Below are 17,150 nucleotides of genomic sequence, written 5' to 3' on the forward strand. Positions count from 1 at the left end.
GCGCTGGCTCGGCCCTCTGGCCGGTATCGCCGCCGGTGGCCTGCTGGCATCCATGTTCATGGGTGGCGGCTTCCAGGGCATGCAGATCTTCGACATCCTGATCATGGCCGTCATCGCGTTCCTGGTCTTCCGCTTTATCGCCGCCCGTCGTCGCAAGCAGCAGGAGCATTACGCTCCGGCCGGCCATGCGCCGATGCAGCGTAAAGCGTTCGAACAAAAGCCGGCCGGCGGTTCCATCTTCGGTGGTTCGGCAGCGCCTGTTGCCGCCCGTCCAGTGATCAATGCTCCAGCCTGGTTCAACGAAAGGAACTTCGTCGAAGCGGCACGCAATCACTTCCAGTCCCTGCAACAGCACTGGGACGCCAACGAAATGGACAAGATCGCCGAATTTGTCACTCCGCAAATGCTGGAATTCCTCAAGCGCGAACGTGCCGACCTGGGCGACGGTTTCCAGTCCACCTACATTGATAACCTCAATGTACAACTGGACGGTGTGGACGATCGCGCCGACAAGACCATCGCCACCCTGACCTTCACTGGCGTGTCGAAAACCTCGCGTTTCGACCAGGGCGAAGTCTTCAGCGAAAGCTGGAACATGGAACGCGCCCAAGGCGAAAACCAGCCTTGGCTGGTGGCCGGTATCCGCCAGAACGGCTGATCCCGCGCAGAACTTCAGCTGCTGTAAACAAAACCCCGGCTTCGGCCGGGGTTTTCTATTTCACGGTTGCATCTATAGCGAGCTACTGTATAAACCGCCCCATATAAACCGCGCCATACAAGCAAGAGGATCCCGGACGTGGAAGAAATCATCGAACAACTGCGTGAAGCCAACGAACCGGTACCGGTCCCCTTGGAACTGCCCGACGAAGACCTGCTGGTCGAAATCGAAGAACAACTGTTCATCGACATTCCGTTCGTCTTCAGAGAGTTTCTGCTGACCGTCAGCGACGTGGTCTACGGTAGCCTGGAACCGGTCACCGTGACCGACCCGCAATCCCACACCTACCTGCCCGACGTTGCCGCCAACGCCTGGGACGCTGGCGTTGATCGCAGCATGATTCCTATCTGCCAAGTCGGTGATGACTACTACCTGGTCGAAGAGGACGGCACCGTGGTGCTTTGGCAGGCCGAAGAAGAGCTGATCGCCGAAGAAACCTGGGAGTCCGTGTGGCACTGGGCGCGGGACGTCTGGCTGGAAAGCTGATCCCACCAACGCCGCAAGGTGGTCAATGCCTGGACGACTCCTTGTGATTGTCGAGGGTTTCCAGCAACGCCACCTGCATCCGCGTGTGCACACGAATGAACCAGCGCCACAGCAGCGCCGCCACGGCGGCCGCGACCACGGCGATCAGTACCAGCAACTTGTTGGTCGGCAGAATACTGGCCGACAAGGCTGCCAGCAGCAAAAAGATCACCAGCAGCGACAGGATCGGGATCACTTCGGAGATCACCCGGCGCACTCGCTGCGTGTGGCGCCCGGCCATCTCTGGCTTAACGCCCATTTCCGCCAGCAACATCGACAGTGCTTTGAGCTTGCGGTACGCCGCAATCAAAAAAGGCAGCGACAACAACAGCGCCCCGCCCCAGATCAATGCCTTCTGCCAGCTCGGGTCGCTGATCCAGCCTTGCAGGTAAGCCGACATACGCTCGGCGAAGAACGCACCTGATAAGAAGATCGCGATTACCAGCGCCAGATTGACTCCCACCTGCAGCAAAATCCTCCGAATCATGGATGCCAGTAACGCGCCCTCACCCTGAGGCTGGATGCTGCGCAGCCATTCGCCGTACATCCCCAACACCCGTCCCAGGCGTTCCGGCATGGCGCCGGCGAGCTTGATAGACAATGGATCAGCCGCGCGGATCAGATAAGGCGTCAGTAAGGTCGTGATCACCGAAACCGCCACAGCCACGGGGTATAGAAAGTTACTGGTGACCTGCAACGTCATGCCGAGTGCCGCAATGATGAAAGAGAACTCGCCAATCTGTGAAAGACCCATCCCGACTCGCAGCGAGGTGCGTCCGTCATTACCGGCGATAAACGCACCAAGGCCACAGGACAACATCTTGCCGAGCACCACGGCTACGGTGATTACGGCGATCGGCCAGGCGTACTGAAGCAGGATCGCCGGATCGAGCATCAGCCCGATGGCTACAAAGAAAATCGCACTGAAAAGATCGCGAACCGGTTCAATCAAGCGCTCGATTTTCAGCAGTTGTCGGGATTCAGCCATGATCGCGCCGATCAGGAACGCCCCGAGGACCATGCTGTATTCAAGCTTGACCACCAGCAGGCAAAAGCCAAAACACAGGCCCAGCACGGTAATCAGCAGCATTTCGTTGCTCTCGAATCTGGCCACGTAGGCCAGCAACCGCGGCACCATCAGAATGCCGATGACCAATGCGACGATCATGAACAGCGACAGTTTGCCGACGGTAGAAAACACTTCGCCGGAGCTGACCGTACCGCTGACGGCGATGCTGGACAGCAATGCGATAATGCCGATACCCAGAATGTCTTCGACGATCAGCACCCCGAATATCAGCTGTGCAAATCGCTCGTTCTTCAACTTCAGATCGTTGAGTGCCTTGACGATGATGGTGGTCGAGGAAATCGCCAGGATCGCACCGAGGAACAGTGAATCCATGGTGTTCCAGTCGAACCAGCGACCAATCTCGTAGCCGATCCAGATCATCAACACGATTTCCAGGAACGCCGCGATGAATGCCGTGGCGCCGACCTTGAACAACTTGCGCAGGCTGAACTCCAGGCCCAGGCAGAACATCAGGAATATCACGCCGAGTTCGGCCAGGGTCTTGATGGTTTGTTCGTCATGGATCAGGCCGAATGGCGGGGTGTGCGGGCCAATGATGAAGCCGGCGACGATATATCCCAGCACCACCGGTTGTTTCAGGCGGTGGAAAACCACGGTGACCACACCTGCGATCAACATGATCACTGCCAGATCCTGAATGAAACTGATGGCATGCATGGTGTGAGACTCCCTGGATGGCATTGCTCGATCCCCGGACGCAGGAAAAGTCTGATCGAACAGAACAAAAATCTGGATTGCGTGTAGGAAATGCCCTTGAAGCAGAGCTTTTTTGCAGGGTAACACCGCGACTTCTGGCAGAAAGGCGGTGCAATATATGGAAACAGATCGATCCGGCGTGACGGCGACTCCGCACCCGGCGTCCCGATAACTGTTGGTTTGAAAAAACCGCTGAGGCACCCGCAGAGGTGCATCCCTCAAACCTGGTCTTGACCCGTGAGAATGCTATGGAACCCGGAAACGCCCAGCTGTCGATGACGGTATTGATGACCCCAGACATGGCCAACTTCTCTGGCAATGTTCACGGCGGCACCCTGCTCAAATACCTCGACGAAGTGGCCTACGCCTGCGCCAGCCGTTATGCCGGCCGCTATGTGGTGACCCTGTCGGTGGACCAGGTCATTTTCCGTGAGCCGATCCATGTCGGCGAACTGGTGACCTTTCTCGCCTCGGTCAACTACACCGGCAACACCTCCATGGAGGTGGGTATCAAAGTGGTGACCGAGAACATCCGCGAGCGCTCGGTGCGTCACACCAACAGTTGCTTCTTCACCATGGTTGCGGTGGATGACCAGCGTAAACCTGCATCGGTACCGCCGCTGCAACCGCAGAACAGCGAAGACAAGCGCCGCTATATGCAGGCCCAGCAGCGTCGGCAGATTCGTCAGGAGCTGGAAAAGCGCTATCAGGAAATCAAGGGCGACGCCTGAGTGTGCCTGGCGGGCTGATGGTGTTCTTTAGATAGCCTTCGCGAGCAAGCCCGCTCCCACAGTTGTCCTGTGTGGGAGCGGGCTTGCTCCGGGCGGCGATCCGACGAATGGTGGCAACGCTGAATCAGAGGCTGATCGAGCTCGCTTCGAACCGCACCCGCGGATGGGCAATCCGGTCCTGAGCCCGAACCAGTTCCAACTCGTAGCTGGCACACGCCTGGGTTTCCAGCAGCACTTCATGCACCGCCGATGCCGCGAACTCGAACGCGGCTACCAGACTGTCTCCCAGCAGCACACGCGCCAGGAACAACCCGGACGTCAGATCGCCCACACCCACCGGCTGACGCGGAAACGCCAGCAACGGGCGCTGCAAATGCCAGCTGCCTTCGGTCGTCACCAGCAGCATCTCGAAGACCTCTGCCGGTTTACCGGGGTAGTCCAGATGCTTGACCAGGACCGCTTTTGGGCCGCGCGCCAACAAAACGCGCGCCATGGCCAGGCAATCGAACAGCGATTGCGGCTTGCGTCCGGAGAAGCTGTCCAGCTCCAGCTGGTTCGGGCACATGAAGTCCGCCACGGCGGCGGCCTCTTCCAACAGAAAATCACCGACTTCCGCCGGAACACTGCAGCCCTTCTCCGGATGCCCCATGACCGGGTCACACAGGTAAAGCGCCTTGGGGTTCATCGACTTGATCCGCGCCACTCCCGTCAGGATCGCCCGGCCCTGGGCCGCACTGCCGAGGTAACCGGAGAGCACCGCATCGCAGTTGCCCAATTCGCCAATCGCCGCGATGCCTTCGACCAGGTCCGGTATCTGCTGCGGTGCCAGCACTTCACCGGCCCACTGACCGTACTGGGTGTGGTTGGAGAATTGCACGGTGTTGAGCGGCCAGACATTCACCCCGACCCGTTGCATCGGGAAAACCGCGGCACTGTTGCCGGCGTGACCGAATACCACGTGGGACTGGATAGCGAGCAAATGCGGAGTACGTTTCATGCGGTGGATTTCCGTAAAACGATTGAAATTCTAGCCGCGCAGTATGCGACTAAACGCAGCCTGTACGACAGACCAGCGACGCAGTTAAGCTGACACTATCTTGTTGGAGCACCCTGTTGATGCTGACCCTTGGAAATATATTCGTGCTGATGCTTTTCGCCACTGCCGGCGCATGGCTTTGGCACAATCACGGCTTGCGCGAACGCGCGCTGGAGCGGGTCAAACAGCACTGCAGCAAACTCGGGATCGAATTGCTGGACGGCAACGTGGCCTTGAAAAGAATAGCGTTCATCCGGGATGCCAGTGGTCGGCGGCGCCTGGCCCGCGTGTACAACTTCGAATTCACCGTGACCGGCGAAACCCGCCACAACGGCACCATCACCCAGTTCGGCGCTCACAGCGCACAGATTGAACTGGCGCCCTACCCGGTTCCATTCGACGAAACCGAACCTCCGGTCGAGGTGGTGAAGCCTCGCGCAGAAGTGATCGAGCTGAGCCAGTGGCGTCAGGAACATACCAAGTGGCGACCTTGAGCCATTAACCCGGTTCGGATCGACACGCTGCAAGCTCACTCTGCAGTCGTTCTGCATTCTGCGGCTCACTGAAAATCAGCTCGATACGCGAATCCTGCCGCCATTCACTGGGCCGCCAGTCCAGCACCGAGTTATCCACCGCATTCACCGAGACCCACCCTTGCACACTGTGGATAACCAGCTTCGCCCGCTGCCAGCCATGGCTTTCCAGCCAGCGGCAGACCAGGGCGGCATCAAACACCTGGCTCGAATGCCAGCGCCAACCGATGCTCCAGCCACCGCCCTGTTCCTGACTCAAGCAGATGGGCAACGCGGGATCAGTCCAGACAGCCGGCATCTGCGCCAATCCCTTGGGCACAACGAAGTTGTCCACACCCTCCAGCGCCTTGGCTTTCAGCCCCGGCAACTCGCTCAAGGGTAAAACCGCCTGTTGCGTCCAGTGCAGAGGAGTCGGCGGCAATTGCCTGGCGATTCGCTGGCGACTTTCTTCTTCGAGACCTTCAGATTTGTTCAGCAGTAACAATCCCGCATGGCTCAGCGCTTGCTGTTGCGCCTGCGGCAGCGGTTTACCTGCAGCAAGCGCCTGGGCGTCCAACACCAGTACACAAGGCTGAACAGCCAACACACCTTGCCACGGCGCTTCGCTCAATTGCCTGAGCAACTGTGCCGGATGCCCCAGCCCTGAGGGCTCGATGAACAGCCGATCCGGCTGTGCCTTGCGCAACAAACGCCCAAGACCAATCTGGAACGGTGCGCCGTTGACGCAACACAAGCAGCCTCCGGCCACTTCGCCCAGTGCGATACCATCTGCATCCCGGGTCAGGAGCGCAGCATCGAGACCGATCTGGCCGAACTCGTTGATCAACACCGCCCAGCGCTCGCCAGCCGGGCGCTGGGCCAGCAGGTGTTTGATCAGGCTGGTCTTGCCGGCGCCCAACGGGCCGGCAATGACATGAGTGGGGATATTCTGCAGCATGGTCGATGATTTCTGAGGAGGTGATGGATGCGGTTGATTGGCTTGTCATTGCTCCTGGCACTCGTTTCAGGCGAGGCACAGGCCCAGGCTTGCGTGGTTCACAGCCAGGCCGAGCGGCTTGATGTCCAGGTTTGCCAGCAGAACCGCAACATCCCGCCAAAACTCTTCGCCGATGGCTTCTGCCAGCCGAACCTGGCGGGGCAGAAAGTCGAGGTCCGGTATGTCGATCAGTGCCCCGGCGGCGCATTTGGTATCTGCAGCAACGCCCGAGTCGCCAATATGCCCTACCGACAGGATATTCACTATTACGGCGTTGCCACTGACACGGCGTATTTACAGCCGTACTGCGAGACTCGCAGCCAAGGCACCTGGCTCAAGCCTTGAAGCACCCATAGAGGATCAGGCAACCTCTTCGTACCAGGGGCCGAATGGATCAGGCAGCAAACGCCAGCCCTCTTCGCCCAACGCCATTTCTTCATCGGTCAGCAGGCATGCGTCCAGTTCGGCCGTGAGCTGCGTAAAGTCGATGTTCTGGCCGATGAATACCAGCTCCTGGCGACAGTCCCCGCTGTCGGCGGACCAGTTTTTCATGATCCCGGCGGTACTTTCCGCGTCCTGCGGCCATTGGTTTTTCGGTACGAAACGCCACCAGCGCCCGGCAAAACCATAGCGCATCAAACCACCGGCCTGGGACCAACTGCCGGCGTCCATGTGCTTGCTCGCCAGCCAGAAGAAGCCCTTGGAGCGCAGCAGCTTGCCGTTGTCCCAAGACCCGTCGATGAAGTTGAAGAAACGCTGCGGGTGGAACGGCCGGCGAGCCCGGTAAGCGCTGGAAGCAATGCCGTATTCTTCGGTTTCCGGCACGTGTTCGCCGCGCAGTTCCTGCAACCATCCCGGTGCCTGGGCCGCCTTTTCGAAGTCAAAACGACCAGTGTTTAGAATCTTATTCAAAGGGATTTCGCCCATTGCCATCGGAATGATTTCCGCTTGGGCGTTGAGCCGTTGAAGTATGGCGATCAGTTCCTCGCGTTCGTGGCTGCTGATCAAGTCGACCTTGCTGAGCAAAATCACATCGGCGAACTCGACCTGCTCAATCAACAGATCGGTGATCGAACGCTCGTCTTCTTCCCCAAGTGTTTCGCCTCGGGAAGCCAGGCTTTCGGCAGCCTGGTAATCGAGCAGGAAGTTCATGCCATCGACCACCGTGACCATGGTGTCCAGACGTGCGATGTCGTTGAGGCTCTGGCCGCTTTCATCGCGGAAGGTGAAGGTTTCCGCCACCGGCAGCGGTTCGGAAATACCGGTGGACTCGATCAGCAGATAGTCGAAGCGACCTTCCCTGGCGAGCTGACTCACTTCCTCCAGCAAATCTTCACGTAACGTACAGCAAATACACCCGTTACTCATTTCCACCAACCGTTCTTCAGCCCGATTAAGACTGACATCACGCTGGACTTCGGTGCCATCGACGTTGATTTCGCTCATATCGTTGACGATGACTGCAACCCGCAAACCATCGCGATTACGTAGTATGTAATTAAGAAGTGTACTTTTTCCGGCACCAAGAAAGCCGGAGAGAACGGTCACGGGGAGTCGATTGGGCATCTGCATATTCCTCACAGGGATGCCCGGTCGCTGTGCCGGGCCTACATAATGTTATACTGTAACAATTCAAATAGACCATCCCCTCTTGCTCAGTAGGGCAAAGGACAGGATGCTGAACGCCGCTCCCCTCGTGAGAAAGCTCATGCGCAACGCCCTTAAACCCGCATTGATAACGCTGTCCCTGCTGGTGGCTGCCGACGCGATGGCCCAGGTCCCGAGCCTGGCCAGGTGCACTCGTAGCGCCAACCTGTTGGCCTGCGTGGATGCGGATGGCAACGCCTACAGCGTCAACACCGCGGGAAGCACGATCTATCTGCGTGGGTTCGAAACGGCCGGCAAACGCTATTGGGTGCAGACCAACAGCCGCTACGGCCAGTTCACGTTCTTCACCGGTATCGCTTCCGATGGCGAGGCGTGGGTTGGCTACAACCAGCGCGTCGGCTGGACCACGATCAACCGGTTTTCCAGCTCCGGCGGCAGCAGCGCCAAGTTCACCTGCAGCCGGATCGCTGGGTGTTAGGCCAGCCTGCTCCACGCGCCTCTGATGCAACGTGGTGATACCCGCCAGGCTGCCAAGTACGGTACTGCCCTGGGCCAACGACTGAGATCACCGCTGAGGCTGGTGCCACGGTGGTCGATGAAGACCTGTTCATGAAAAAGGCATCGTCGATTTAATTGTTATACTATAACATGTCAAATCAACTCCCACGATGGACCTGCTCATGAATGCGCTGACTCTGCCGGATATCGCCACGCAGGCCTCACGCCAAGCCCTGCCACTGGAGTGGGTGGGCATGTGCGGCATTGCTCTTCCTGTTTTGTTTGATGGCCAACGATTGAATGCAAAGGCCGATGCCGGCGTGAGTCTCGACGACGGCAATGCGCGCGGCATTCACATGTCACGGCTCTATCTGGCACTTGAACTGTTGGAGCAGGAAAGCCTTTCACCGGCCTTATTGCGCCGGGTTTTGCAGCGCTTTCTTGAGAGTCATGAAGGGCTGTCCAGCAGCGCTCACTTAACCATTCACGCCGATGTGCTGCTGAAAAGACCGGCGCTGATCAGCCCACTGGCGGGCTGGAAAAGTTATCCGGTGAGCATCGAAGCGCGTTTGAAAAATGCGATGTTCCACGTGGAACTAAAAATCGACCTGCTTTATTCCTCAACCTGTCCGTGTTCTGCGGCCCTTTCTCGACAGCTGATTCAGCAGCAATTCGTCGATGATTTCGCCAACAAACCGCTGCAACACGCTGACGTTTTGGCGTGGCTCGGCTCCACCAACGGCATCGTCGCCACACCTCACAGCCAACGCAGCAGCGCAAAGTTACGCGTACGGCTGGCTGATTTTCTGGATGAGTTGCCTCTGATCGCCGTCATCAACGACGCCGAAGCCGCACTCGGCACAGCCGTTCAAACAGCGGTAAAACGCGCCGACGAACAGGCCTTCGCCCTGGCCAACGGTCAGAACCTGATGTTCTGCGAAGACGCCGCACGCCGTTTGAATCTGGCCCTGAAGCGTTCCACGGGCATTAACGCCTTCCACATTCGCGTGATCCACGCCGAAAGCCTGCACGCCCATGACGCCGTAGCGGAAAGCCGATTCAACTGGGAGGCAGCATGATTGGTTGCCAATCCTTGCGTTGGGGCGCACCGGGACAGCCACTCACGCCGGCGCTGGACTTCGAACTGCCGAAGGGCAGCCTGACCGCCATCATCGGTGCGAACGGGTCCGGTAAAAGCAGCCTGTTGAAGGTCATCGCCGGCCTGCAGAAACCCTTGGCTGGAAAAGTACGGCTGGGTGTTCCACGCAGGGGCGGTGTGTCGTTCCTGCCTCAGCAACAACACCTGGACAGACAATTCCCGATCAGCCTTCAGGCATTGGTCGCTGCCGGTTTCTGGGGCAACAGACAATCAGCGGAAATCCGCAGCCAACGACTGAAAGCCGCCCTCGAAAACTGGTGCCTGAACGGCCTCGAAGATCGCCCCCTGATGGCCCTTTCCGGCGGTGAGTTGCAACGCGCCCTGCTCGCCCGATTGAGCCTGACCGAAGCGCCCTTGCTGTTGCTCGACGAACCCCACGCGGCCCTCGATGAACGCGGCCAGGCATTGCTCTGGAAGCACATACATCAGTGGCACTTCGAAGGCCGGACGCTGGTGGTTGTGTGCCACGACCTCGCCGCTGTCCGCGAGCACATCCCACACACATTGCTGATCAAAGGCAGAGGTTGTGTATTCGGCCCGAGCTCCGAACTGATCCGCCAACAACCTCAATCGCAGGTGGCCTGATGATCGCTGCAACGCATCTCTGGCAACCGTTCCACGAGTTCGTCTTCATGCGTCGGGCGTTGCTCGGTGGTTTGCTCCTGGCGTGCAGCACGGCGCCCTTGGGCGTGTTTCTGATCCTCAGACGCATGAGCCTGATCGGCGATGCCGTCGCCCACGGCATCCTTCCCGGTGCGGCACTGGGCTTCTGGTTTGCCGGATTGAGCCTCCCGGCGTTGACCATCGGTGGCCTCGGTGCCGGCCTGAGTATGGCGGGCCTCGCTGCCTGGATTACCCGACGCACCGGCCTGCGAGAGGATGCCAGCCTCGCGGCGACTTACCCGATTTCCCTGGCCAGTGGCGTGTTGATTCTCGGCATTGCCGGCAAACGCCTGGACCTGTTGCACCTGCTGTTTGGCTCGGCGCTGGCGGTCGATGGCCCCACTTTGACCGGCATGCTTTGGGTCTCGGGCCTGAGTCTGATGGCCATGGCATTGATCTACAGACCGCTGCTGCTCGACACCCTCGACCCACTTTTTCTGCAAACCGTCAGCCGACTTGGCCCACTGGCCCACGGCGTGTTCCTGACACTGGTGGTGTTGAATCTGGTCATTGGTTTTCAGGCGATCGGCGCATTGATGGTGGTCGGCTTGATGATGTTGCCTGCCGCTGCAGCGCGTTTCTGGAGTCGCCGTTTGCCGGTACTGATCGTCGTCGCCGCTTTGCTCGGCAGCCTCTCGGTGTGGCTCGGCCTGTTGATCTCGTTCTACTACTCGCTGCCCAGTGGCCCGGCAATCGTGTTGGTCGCAGGCGCTGGGTATCTGTTGTCCGTGGTATTCGGACCGGTGCACGGCTTGCTGCGCCGCCCGCCTTTGCTCACATCCCAATGAGGTGTTATCCGATGCGCGCTTTACTCGTGCTGCTCAGTTTGATGGTGTCGATGTCGCTGTCTGCTGCTGAAAAACTTCAGGTGGTCACCAGCTTCAGCATCCTTGCCGACATGACCCGTCAGATCGGCAAGGATCACATTCAGATCACCAACATGGTCGGCCCGGACGCGGATGCCCACACGTACGAGCCGACACCGGACGACGCCAAAGCGCTGCTCAAAGCCAGGCTCATCATCAAGAACGGCTTGGGTTTCGAACCCTGGCTGGATCGTCTGGTGACCAGCACCGAGACCCGGGCACCGGTCATCAGCGCGAGCCACGGTGTCATTCCGCGTAGCCTGGATGAAGACGGTGAAACCGTTCCCGACCCGCATGCCTGGCATAACCTGGCAAACACCGAACTGTACATCGCCAACATCACCAAGGCGCTGATCGCCGCTGACCCGGCGAACACCGCCGACTATGAACGCAACAGCCAGGCGTATCTGAAACAGGTCTACGCCCTGCTCGCCGAAGCCAAGGCCAAACTCGGTTCATTGCCAGCGGGCAACCGCAAGATCGTGACGTCCCATGACGCCTTCGGTTATCTCGGCCAAGCCTACGGCATCGAGTTCATGGCACCTCAAGGCCTGTCCACCGAGCGCGAACCTTCGGCCGCCGAGGTGGCCGCACTGATCACCCAGATTCGTCAGGCCAAGGTCAAGGCGGTGTTCATGGAAAACATCAAGGACGCCCGCCTGCTCAAGCAGATCGCCGATGAAAGCGGTGCGCAGATCGGCGGCACGCTGTACTCCGATGCCCTTGCGGCGAGCGGCCCGGCCAGCACCTTCACCGGGTTGTTCGAGTACAACCTCAACACCCTGTACAACGCGTTGAGCAAGCCATGATCCGCAAGAACCCTTCCGGCGATTTACCGCTGATTGCCGAGTCTGCCTACGTCGACAAAACGGCAATCATCTGCGGCAAAGTGGTGATCGGCGAGAACGTGTTCGTCGGCCCCTACGCGGTGATACGCGCTGACGAAGTCGATGACTCGGGCGACATGCAGCCGATCACCATCGGCGCCAATTCGAACATCCAGGACGGCGTGGTGATCCATTCAAAATCCGGTGCGGCGGTGACCATTGGCGAATTCAGTTCCATCGCCCACCGCTCGATCGTGCATGGCCCCTGCACCGTCGGCAATCGAGTGTTCATAGGCTTCAACAGCGTGCTGTTCAACTGCGTGGTCGGTGACGGTTGCGTGGTACGGCACAACTCGGTGGTCGACGGGCGTGACCTGCCTGCGGCCTTCTACGTGCCTTCCACCACGCGGATCGGTCCCAACACCGACCTCTCGCAATATCCGCCGGTGAGCGTCAGTGCCTCGGAGTTTTCCGAAGACGTGGCGCGCACAAACGTCGATCTGGTGCGGGGCTACAAAGCCCTGCAAAACGAGTTCTGACCATGAACAGCGTACTGATTCGCAATGCCCGCGTTGCTGGAACTGGTCGCGGAACAGATTTTGCCGATCACCACACTGGAGGCCAAAACCAGCCATCGTGTCAGTACAAATTGCCTGGCACGACAAACGTCTTAATGACAGAACCCCTACGGTTTATGCGATAACGCTCGTTAGAAGCACCAGAGTACGCCGACCATGATCCAGATCACCCTGCCCGATGGTTCATTGCGTGAGTACGACCAGCCGCTGTCCGTGCACGAGGTGGCCGCCAGCATCGGCCCCGAACTGGCCAGCGCAGCCGTAGCGGGCCGAGTCGATGGTGTACTGGTGGACTGCGAATACATGATCGAGGCGGATGCCCGGGTCAGCATTGTCACCCCCCGGGAGCCGGACGGCCTGGAGATCCTGCGGCGCTCCTGTGCATTGATGCTGGCCATGGCGGTCAAGCAACTCCACCCCCATGCGCAAATGCGCGCGGGAAAGGAATTGGGCGACGGTTTCTTTTACGAGTTTTCAGTCGAGCGACCGCTGACCCCGGCAGACCTGCCCCTCATCGAAGCGCGCATGCAGTCACTGGCAGCGACCAATCACTCGATCCGCCGTCGGCCGCCGCGCGAAGAGGTGCCGCTATACCGCCTGGGGGACACCGAATACCAGAGCCATGGACCGCATGTCCCCACCACCAAAGTCTTGCAGGCGTTTGCCCTCGATCACATCAGCGGAACGTTGCAACAACGGATCTACGGCACATGCTGGTCCAGCCACCAGGAACTGCAGCACTGGCGCGTTCCACCCCACGTGGTCGTCGTGAGCATGGATGACCGCCAGGCGACTTATGCACAAGCGGTGACCGAATCCTTGCGCCAACGGGGTGTGCGTGCCAAGGCCGACCTGCGTAACGAAAAAGTCCGCTACAAGATTCGCCAGCACAGCCAGACCGTGCCGTACCTGGTGGTGGTTGGCGAAAAAGAACAGGCCGGGGGGTTTGTCAGTGTGCGCAGTCGTACGGGGGAGGATTTTGGCCGGATGGCCGTCGAGGCGGCGTGTGAATGGTTGAGTCGGCCGGGGATCTAGGGAGGCTGGATGGACGCTTTCGTCGGATCGCCGCCCGGAGCAAGCCCGCTCCCACACTGGATCTGTGGTGTTCACAAAACCAATGTGTGGGCTTGCTCGCGAAGACGATCCGACGAAGCTTTTAGGCTCTTGGCTTCACCGTGCCGCAGTCCTGACCCAACCAGACGGCGCGGGATTCGAGGCTACCTTTCTGCTGAATGCCGGTGGCGTTGAACGTCCCGTTGACCTTGGTGGTGAATTCGCGATCACTGACGAATGTCGCCACGCCGGCACCCTGGGCTCTCGGGCAACTGAAGCGGAATTTCCACTGATTGCCGGAGCGGTCGGTGATTTCCTGCTTGCAGCCCGACTGCGGATCGGTCAACGGAATGTTATCGGTCCTGACCTGCTCTGGGGTCAGGCACGCCCGGATCCCTTTGCCCCCCATGGTGATGCCCTGCTTTTCCAGCTGTGCGCGCTGCTCAGGGGTCATCTGGCTCTGAAGCTGACCCAGGATCAATTGCAGGTCCGGCATATTCTGCTCATCGACCTTCATGTTGCTCGTGGTCAGCTCCCACAATCCTGGTTGCAGCATTTGCGCGTGAGCCGCCACAGGAAGTGCCAAACCCAGTGCCATGGCCAAACCCAGCAGACGAACGTTCATCGAGTAACTCCTGATCAGTTGTGGCCGTTAGACGTCGGCCACGCGCTTCGGTTCATGGGTCAATTAATTAGCGACATTCTGCACGGAACATGGTCTGTTAAGCACTGAATCTCCAGGAGCAAGGCAGCCCCCATGGATTATTTCGGACCGCATATTTTCGGTTATACCATCGCCCTGCTGCACTCGCTGGGCATGATCGCGGCCATACACGCGGTGTTGACCGTCCGTACCGCCCAAGGCTCGATCGCCTGGGCCCTGTCGCTGTTTTTCATCCCTTACTTCACGCTGATCCCGTACCTGGTGTTCGGCCGCAGCACCTTTGATGGTTACATCAAGGCCCGGCGACAGGCCAACGAGGAAATGCGCAAGGCCGTCTCCGAACTCAACTGGCGCCCCTGGGTGGAAGAAGCACTCACCGCCCGCGCTTCGGCCGCATACGCCTCACTCAGAGCAATGCCCAAGCTCGGAACCATGCCTTGCCTGGCCAATAACGAGATGCGCCTGTTGATCAACGGTCAGTCGACATTCGAGGCCATTTTCGATGCCATCAGCCGGGCGAAGGAAGCCGTGCTGATCCAGTTCTTCATCGTTCACGACGACCGGCTCGGCCAACGCCTGCAATCCCTGCTGTTGAAGAAAGCCGCCGAAGGCGTGGCGATTTACCTGCTATATGACCGAATCGGCAGCCACTCCCTGCCCCACGGCTACGTGCAGGCCTTGCGTGATGGCGGGGTCGAGGTCAAAGCCTTCGCCACCCGAAGTGGCTGGCTCAACCGCTTTCAGGTGAACTTTCGCAACCACCGCAAGATCGTGGTGGTGGACGGCATTCTCGGCTTCGTCGGCGGGCACAACGTCGGTGACGAATACATGGGCGAGAAGCCGCCCCTGGCCCCTTGGCGCGATACCCACGTACAAGTGCGCGGGCCAGTGGTGGCGTGCATGCAGGAGTCTTTCGCCGAAGACTGGTTCTGGGCGGCTCGTGCATTGCCGCCGCTGATCCTGCCCGAGGTTTATCCGGAAGGCGGCGTGCTGTGCCAGTTACTCGCCAGCGGCCCGGCCGATGCCTGCGAAACCTGCTCATTGTTCTTTGTCGAGGCCATCCACGCGGCGACCGAGCGGGTCTGGATTACCAGCCCGTATTTCATCCCCGACGAAGCCGTGTTCGCGGCGTTGCGCCTGGCGGTACTGCGCGGAGTGGATGTGCGCCTGCTGTTACCGTCCCGGCCCGACCACCGAATCGTCTACGCTGCCTCCAGCCTCTACGCCTTCGAAGCAGTGCGCGCCGGTGTGCGGGTATTCCGTTACGAACCCGGGTTCCTGCACCAGAAAGTGGTGTTGATCGACAGCGAAATCAGCGCCATCGGCAGCGCCAACATGGACAACCGTTCGTTCCGGCTGAATTTCGAAGTGATGTTGCTGACCGTCGACAGCGCGTTCGCCGCCGAGGTGGAACAGATGCTCAACGATGACTTTGCCAACGCCCACGAAATCGCCAAAGAAGAAAGCCGGGAGACCCACCGCGTCCAACAGCTCGGCATGCGGGTCGCCCGGCTTATTTCACCGATTCTCTAGAGGTAGATATCGTCCCGGGTCCATGGCAGTTCATGACTGCCATCGGCGTGGGCCTTCACGGCGAGAATCTGGTGCAGGTTGATCCAGCCGCGGGCGAACGCGTAAGCGCAACCGGCCAGGTAGAGCCGCCAGATGCGCAGGACTTGTTCCGGTACGAGTCTGGAGGCCGCTTCGAGGTTGTCTTCCAGGCGTTCGCTCCAGTGATCGAGCGTGCGCGCGTAGTGCAGGCGCAAGCTCTCGACGTCAACGATTTCCAGCCCGGCCTCACTGATCTCGGCAGAGATCATCGACAGGTGTGGCAGCTCGCCATTGGGGAACACATATTTTCCAATGAAGTCACCGGCACCGCGTCCGACCGGACGGCCATCGGTGTATTTGGCGGTGATCCCGTGGTTCATCACCAGGCCGCCGTCTTTCACCGCGCCGAACAGGGTCTTGCAGTACTCGGCAAGATTGGCGTGGCCGACGTGTTCGAACATGCCGACGCTGACCACTTTATCGAAACGGCCATCCTGCGGCAGATCGCGATAGTCGAGCAGTTGCAGTTCGACCAGGTCCTCCAGGCCTTCCGCTTTTACGCGTTCCCGGGCCAGGGCCAACTGCTCCTTGCTGAGGGTGATACCGAACACTTTCGCGCCAAATTCTCGCGCCGCGTAACGAGCCAATCCGCCCCAACCGCAACCCACATCCAGCAGATATTCGCCGGGCTGCAGGCGCAGTTTGCGGCACAAATGACGGAATTTGGCCTGCTGGGCCTGCTCGAGGCTTTCGCTGCCAGTCTCGAAGTAAGCGCAGGAATACGCCATGTCGCTGTCGAGCCACAGCTGATAGAACGCGTTGGAAAGGTCGTAGTGGTAGGAAATCGCCTTGGCATCCATCTCTTTGTCGTGGGCGCTACGAACCGGCTGATTGTCGTCGCCTTCATCCAGCAACGCCTGGCTCCATTCATCGCAGACGCGGATCACATCGCTGATAGAGCCTTCAAGCTCAAGTTTGCCTTCGACAAATGCAGCGCCAAGGGCGTCCAGGCTTGGATGGGTAAACTGGGTGACCATTTGTGGGTCCTTGACCACAATCGTGACACTGGGCGTCGGCCCCAGATTGAATTCATGGCCATCCCAGAGTCTCAGGCGAAGCGGTAATTGCAGATTCTGTAAGGCCGGTGGAAGATGCGCGAGCATGGAGAATCCCCCTTGTTTCAGACGTCTAAACAGAGGGTAGACCATCTTTGAAAAATAGCTGGCTATCTAATTAATAGCCGTTTTCAATGATTCGCGACGCCTACACCTGCCGCCGCGAACGCACAAAATGATGTGCCCTCATCTTCAATGACTACGAACCGCGCGCACAGTTCTAAAAAATTGAAGTCCTCGCGACTACCCGGTTTAGAGCAATC

19 protein-coding genes are annotated in these 17,150 nt (G+C 59.3%); 13 read left to right on the top strand and 6 right to left on the bottom strand.

Features of this window, described 5'->3' with window-relative positions:
• Together ACCD00_RS06205 and ACCD00_RS06210 are read left to right on the top strand one after the other, a co-directional pair.
• Positions 1-658 (top strand): Tim44 domain-containing protein (locus tag ACCD00_RS06205; protein ID WP_413422873.1); only part of this gene is annotated, 658 nt, incomplete at its 5' end.
• 138 nt (positions 659-796) lie between these two features.
• Positions 797-1,204, top strand: a complete 408-nt coding sequence (locus tag ACCD00_RS06210; protein WP_057396553.1) for an SMI1/KNR4 family protein — start codon at positions 797-799, stop codon at positions 1,202-1,204.
• A 22-nt stretch (positions 1,205-1,226) separates the two neighbouring features.
• Here ACCD00_RS06210 and ACCD00_RS06215 read toward each other — a convergent pair whose 3' ends face one another.
• Entirely contained in the window at positions 1,227-2,990 is a 1,764-nt protein-coding gene (locus ACCD00_RS06215) for a cation:proton antiporter (RefSeq protein WP_413422876.1), read from the bottom strand.
• 287 nt (positions 2,991-3,277) lie between these two features.
• On the opposite strand from ACCD00_RS06215, the gene ACCD00_RS06220 reads away from it, so the two are divergent.
• On the top strand, positions 3,278-3,760 hold the full coding sequence (locus tag ACCD00_RS06220; RefSeq protein ID WP_007934430.1) for an acyl-CoA thioesterase: 483 nt from the start codon (positions 3,278-3,280) through the stop codon (positions 3,758-3,760).
• A 124-nt stretch (positions 3,761-3,884) separates the two neighbouring features.
• Here ACCD00_RS06220 and pdxY read toward each other — a convergent pair whose 3' ends face one another.
• A complete protein-coding gene (gene pdxY / locus ACCD00_RS06225; protein ID WP_413422878.1) occupies positions 3,885-4,757 on the bottom strand; it encodes a pyridoxal kinase PdxY in 873 nt (290 codons plus the stop codon).
• Positions 4,758-4,876: 119 nt separating this feature from the next.
• Here pdxY and ACCD00_RS06230 point away from each other — a divergent pair, with 119 nt between their 5' ends.
• The gene (locus ACCD00_RS06230) at positions 4,877-5,290 is read left to right on the top strand and encodes a DUF3301 domain-containing protein (RefSeq protein ID WP_085716156.1); all 414 of its coding nucleotides are present in this window, start codon (positions 4,877-4,879) and stop codon (positions 5,288-5,290) included.
• A gap of 4 nt (positions 5,291-5,294) precedes the next feature.
• Here ACCD00_RS06230 and ACCD00_RS06235 read toward each other — a convergent pair whose 3' ends face one another.
• A complete protein-coding gene (locus ACCD00_RS06235; protein WP_413422880.1) occupies positions 5,295-6,266 on the bottom strand; it encodes a CobW family GTP-binding protein in 972 nt (323 codons plus the stop codon).
• 27 nt (positions 6,267-6,293) lie between these two features.
• Here ACCD00_RS06235 and ACCD00_RS06240 point away from each other — a divergent pair, with 27 nt between their 5' ends.
• A complete protein-coding gene (locus ACCD00_RS06240; protein WP_413422882.1) occupies positions 6,294-6,650 on the top strand; it encodes an NADH:ubiquinone oxidoreductase in 357 nt (118 codons plus the stop codon).
• Between the two features lie 15 nt (positions 6,651-6,665).
• Here ACCD00_RS06240 and zigA read toward each other — a convergent pair whose 3' ends face one another.
• On the bottom strand, positions 6,666-7,871 hold the full coding sequence (zigA, locus tag ACCD00_RS06245) for a zinc metallochaperone GTPase ZigA (RefSeq protein ID WP_413422884.1): 1,206 nt from the start codon (positions 7,869-7,871) through the stop codon (positions 6,666-6,668).
• Positions 7,872-8,013: 142 nt separating this feature from the next.
• On the opposite strand from zigA, the gene ACCD00_RS06250 reads away from it, so the two are divergent.
• The 7 genes from ACCD00_RS06250 (at position 8,014) to ACCD00_RS06280 (ending at position 13,539) form a co-directional block, all read left to right on the top strand.
• Entirely contained in the window at positions 8,014-8,391 is a 378-nt protein-coding gene (locus ACCD00_RS06250) for a glutamine synthetase (RefSeq protein WP_413422886.1), read from the top strand.
• Positions 8,392-8,593: 202 nt separating this feature from the next.
• On the top strand, positions 8,594-9,490 hold the full coding sequence (folE2, locus tag ACCD00_RS06255; RefSeq protein WP_413422888.1) for a GTP cyclohydrolase FolE2: 897 nt from the start codon (positions 8,594-8,596) through the stop codon (positions 9,488-9,490).
• A complete protein-coding gene (locus tag ACCD00_RS06260; protein ID WP_413422890.1) occupies positions 9,487-10,155 on the top strand; it encodes a metal ABC transporter ATP-binding protein in 669 nt (222 codons plus the stop codon). Before folE2 ends, ACCD00_RS06260 begins: the two co-directional genes overlap by 4 nt.
• Positions 10,155-11,021, top strand: a complete 867-nt coding sequence (locus tag ACCD00_RS06265; RefSeq protein WP_413422892.1) for a metal ABC transporter permease — start codon at positions 10,155-10,157, stop codon at positions 11,019-11,021. Before ACCD00_RS06260 ends, ACCD00_RS06265 begins: the two co-directional genes overlap by 1 nt.
• An 11-nt stretch (positions 11,022-11,032) precedes the next feature.
• Entirely contained in the window at positions 11,033-11,908 is an 876-nt protein-coding gene (locus tag ACCD00_RS06270) for a metal ABC transporter substrate-binding protein (RefSeq protein WP_413422894.1), read from the top strand.
• Positions 11,905-12,465, top strand: coding sequence for a carbonate dehydratase (locus ACCD00_RS06275; protein ID WP_008018335.1), 561 nt, complete (start codon positions 11,905-11,907; stop codon positions 12,463-12,465). The genes ACCD00_RS06270 and ACCD00_RS06275 overlap by 4 nt, the downstream gene beginning before the upstream one ends.
• Positions 12,466-12,660: 195 nt before the next feature.
• Complete coding sequence (locus ACCD00_RS06280; protein WP_413422897.1) at positions 12,661-13,539, top strand: His/Gly/Thr/Pro-type tRNA ligase C-terminal domain-containing protein; 879 nt, start codon at positions 12,661-12,663, stop codon at positions 13,537-13,539.
• Positions 13,540-13,660: 121 nt separating this feature from the next.
• Here the strand turns inward: ACCD00_RS06280 and ACCD00_RS06285 are convergent, their stop codons facing one another.
• Positions 13,661-14,182, bottom strand: a complete 522-nt coding sequence (locus ACCD00_RS06285) for a DUF3617 domain-containing protein (protein ID WP_413422899.1) — start codon at positions 14,180-14,182, stop codon at positions 13,661-13,663.
• Positions 14,183-14,314: 132 nt separating this feature from the next.
• On the opposite strand from ACCD00_RS06285, the gene cls reads away from it, so the two are divergent.
• The gene (gene cls / locus ACCD00_RS06290; RefSeq protein WP_413422901.1) at positions 14,315-15,754 is read left to right on the top strand and encodes a cardiolipin synthase; all 1,440 of its coding nucleotides are present in this window, start codon (positions 14,315-14,317) and stop codon (positions 15,752-15,754) included.
• On the opposite strand, the gene cfaB is transcribed toward cls, so the two are convergent.
• Positions 15,751-16,935, bottom strand: coding sequence for a C17 cyclopropane fatty acid synthase CfaB (cfaB, locus tag ACCD00_RS06295; protein ID WP_413422903.1), 1,185 nt, complete (start codon positions 16,933-16,935; stop codon positions 15,751-15,753). The genes cls and cfaB overlap by 4 nt on opposite strands.
• Positions 16,936-17,150: the final 215 nt, after the last annotated feature.

The organism is Pseudomonas sp. Pseusp3, assembly GCF_047304225.1.
In the GTDB taxonomy this organism is placed as follows: Bacteria; Pseudomonadota; Gammaproteobacteria; order Pseudomonadales; family Pseudomonadaceae; genus Aquipseudomonas; species Aquipseudomonas fluorescens_CD.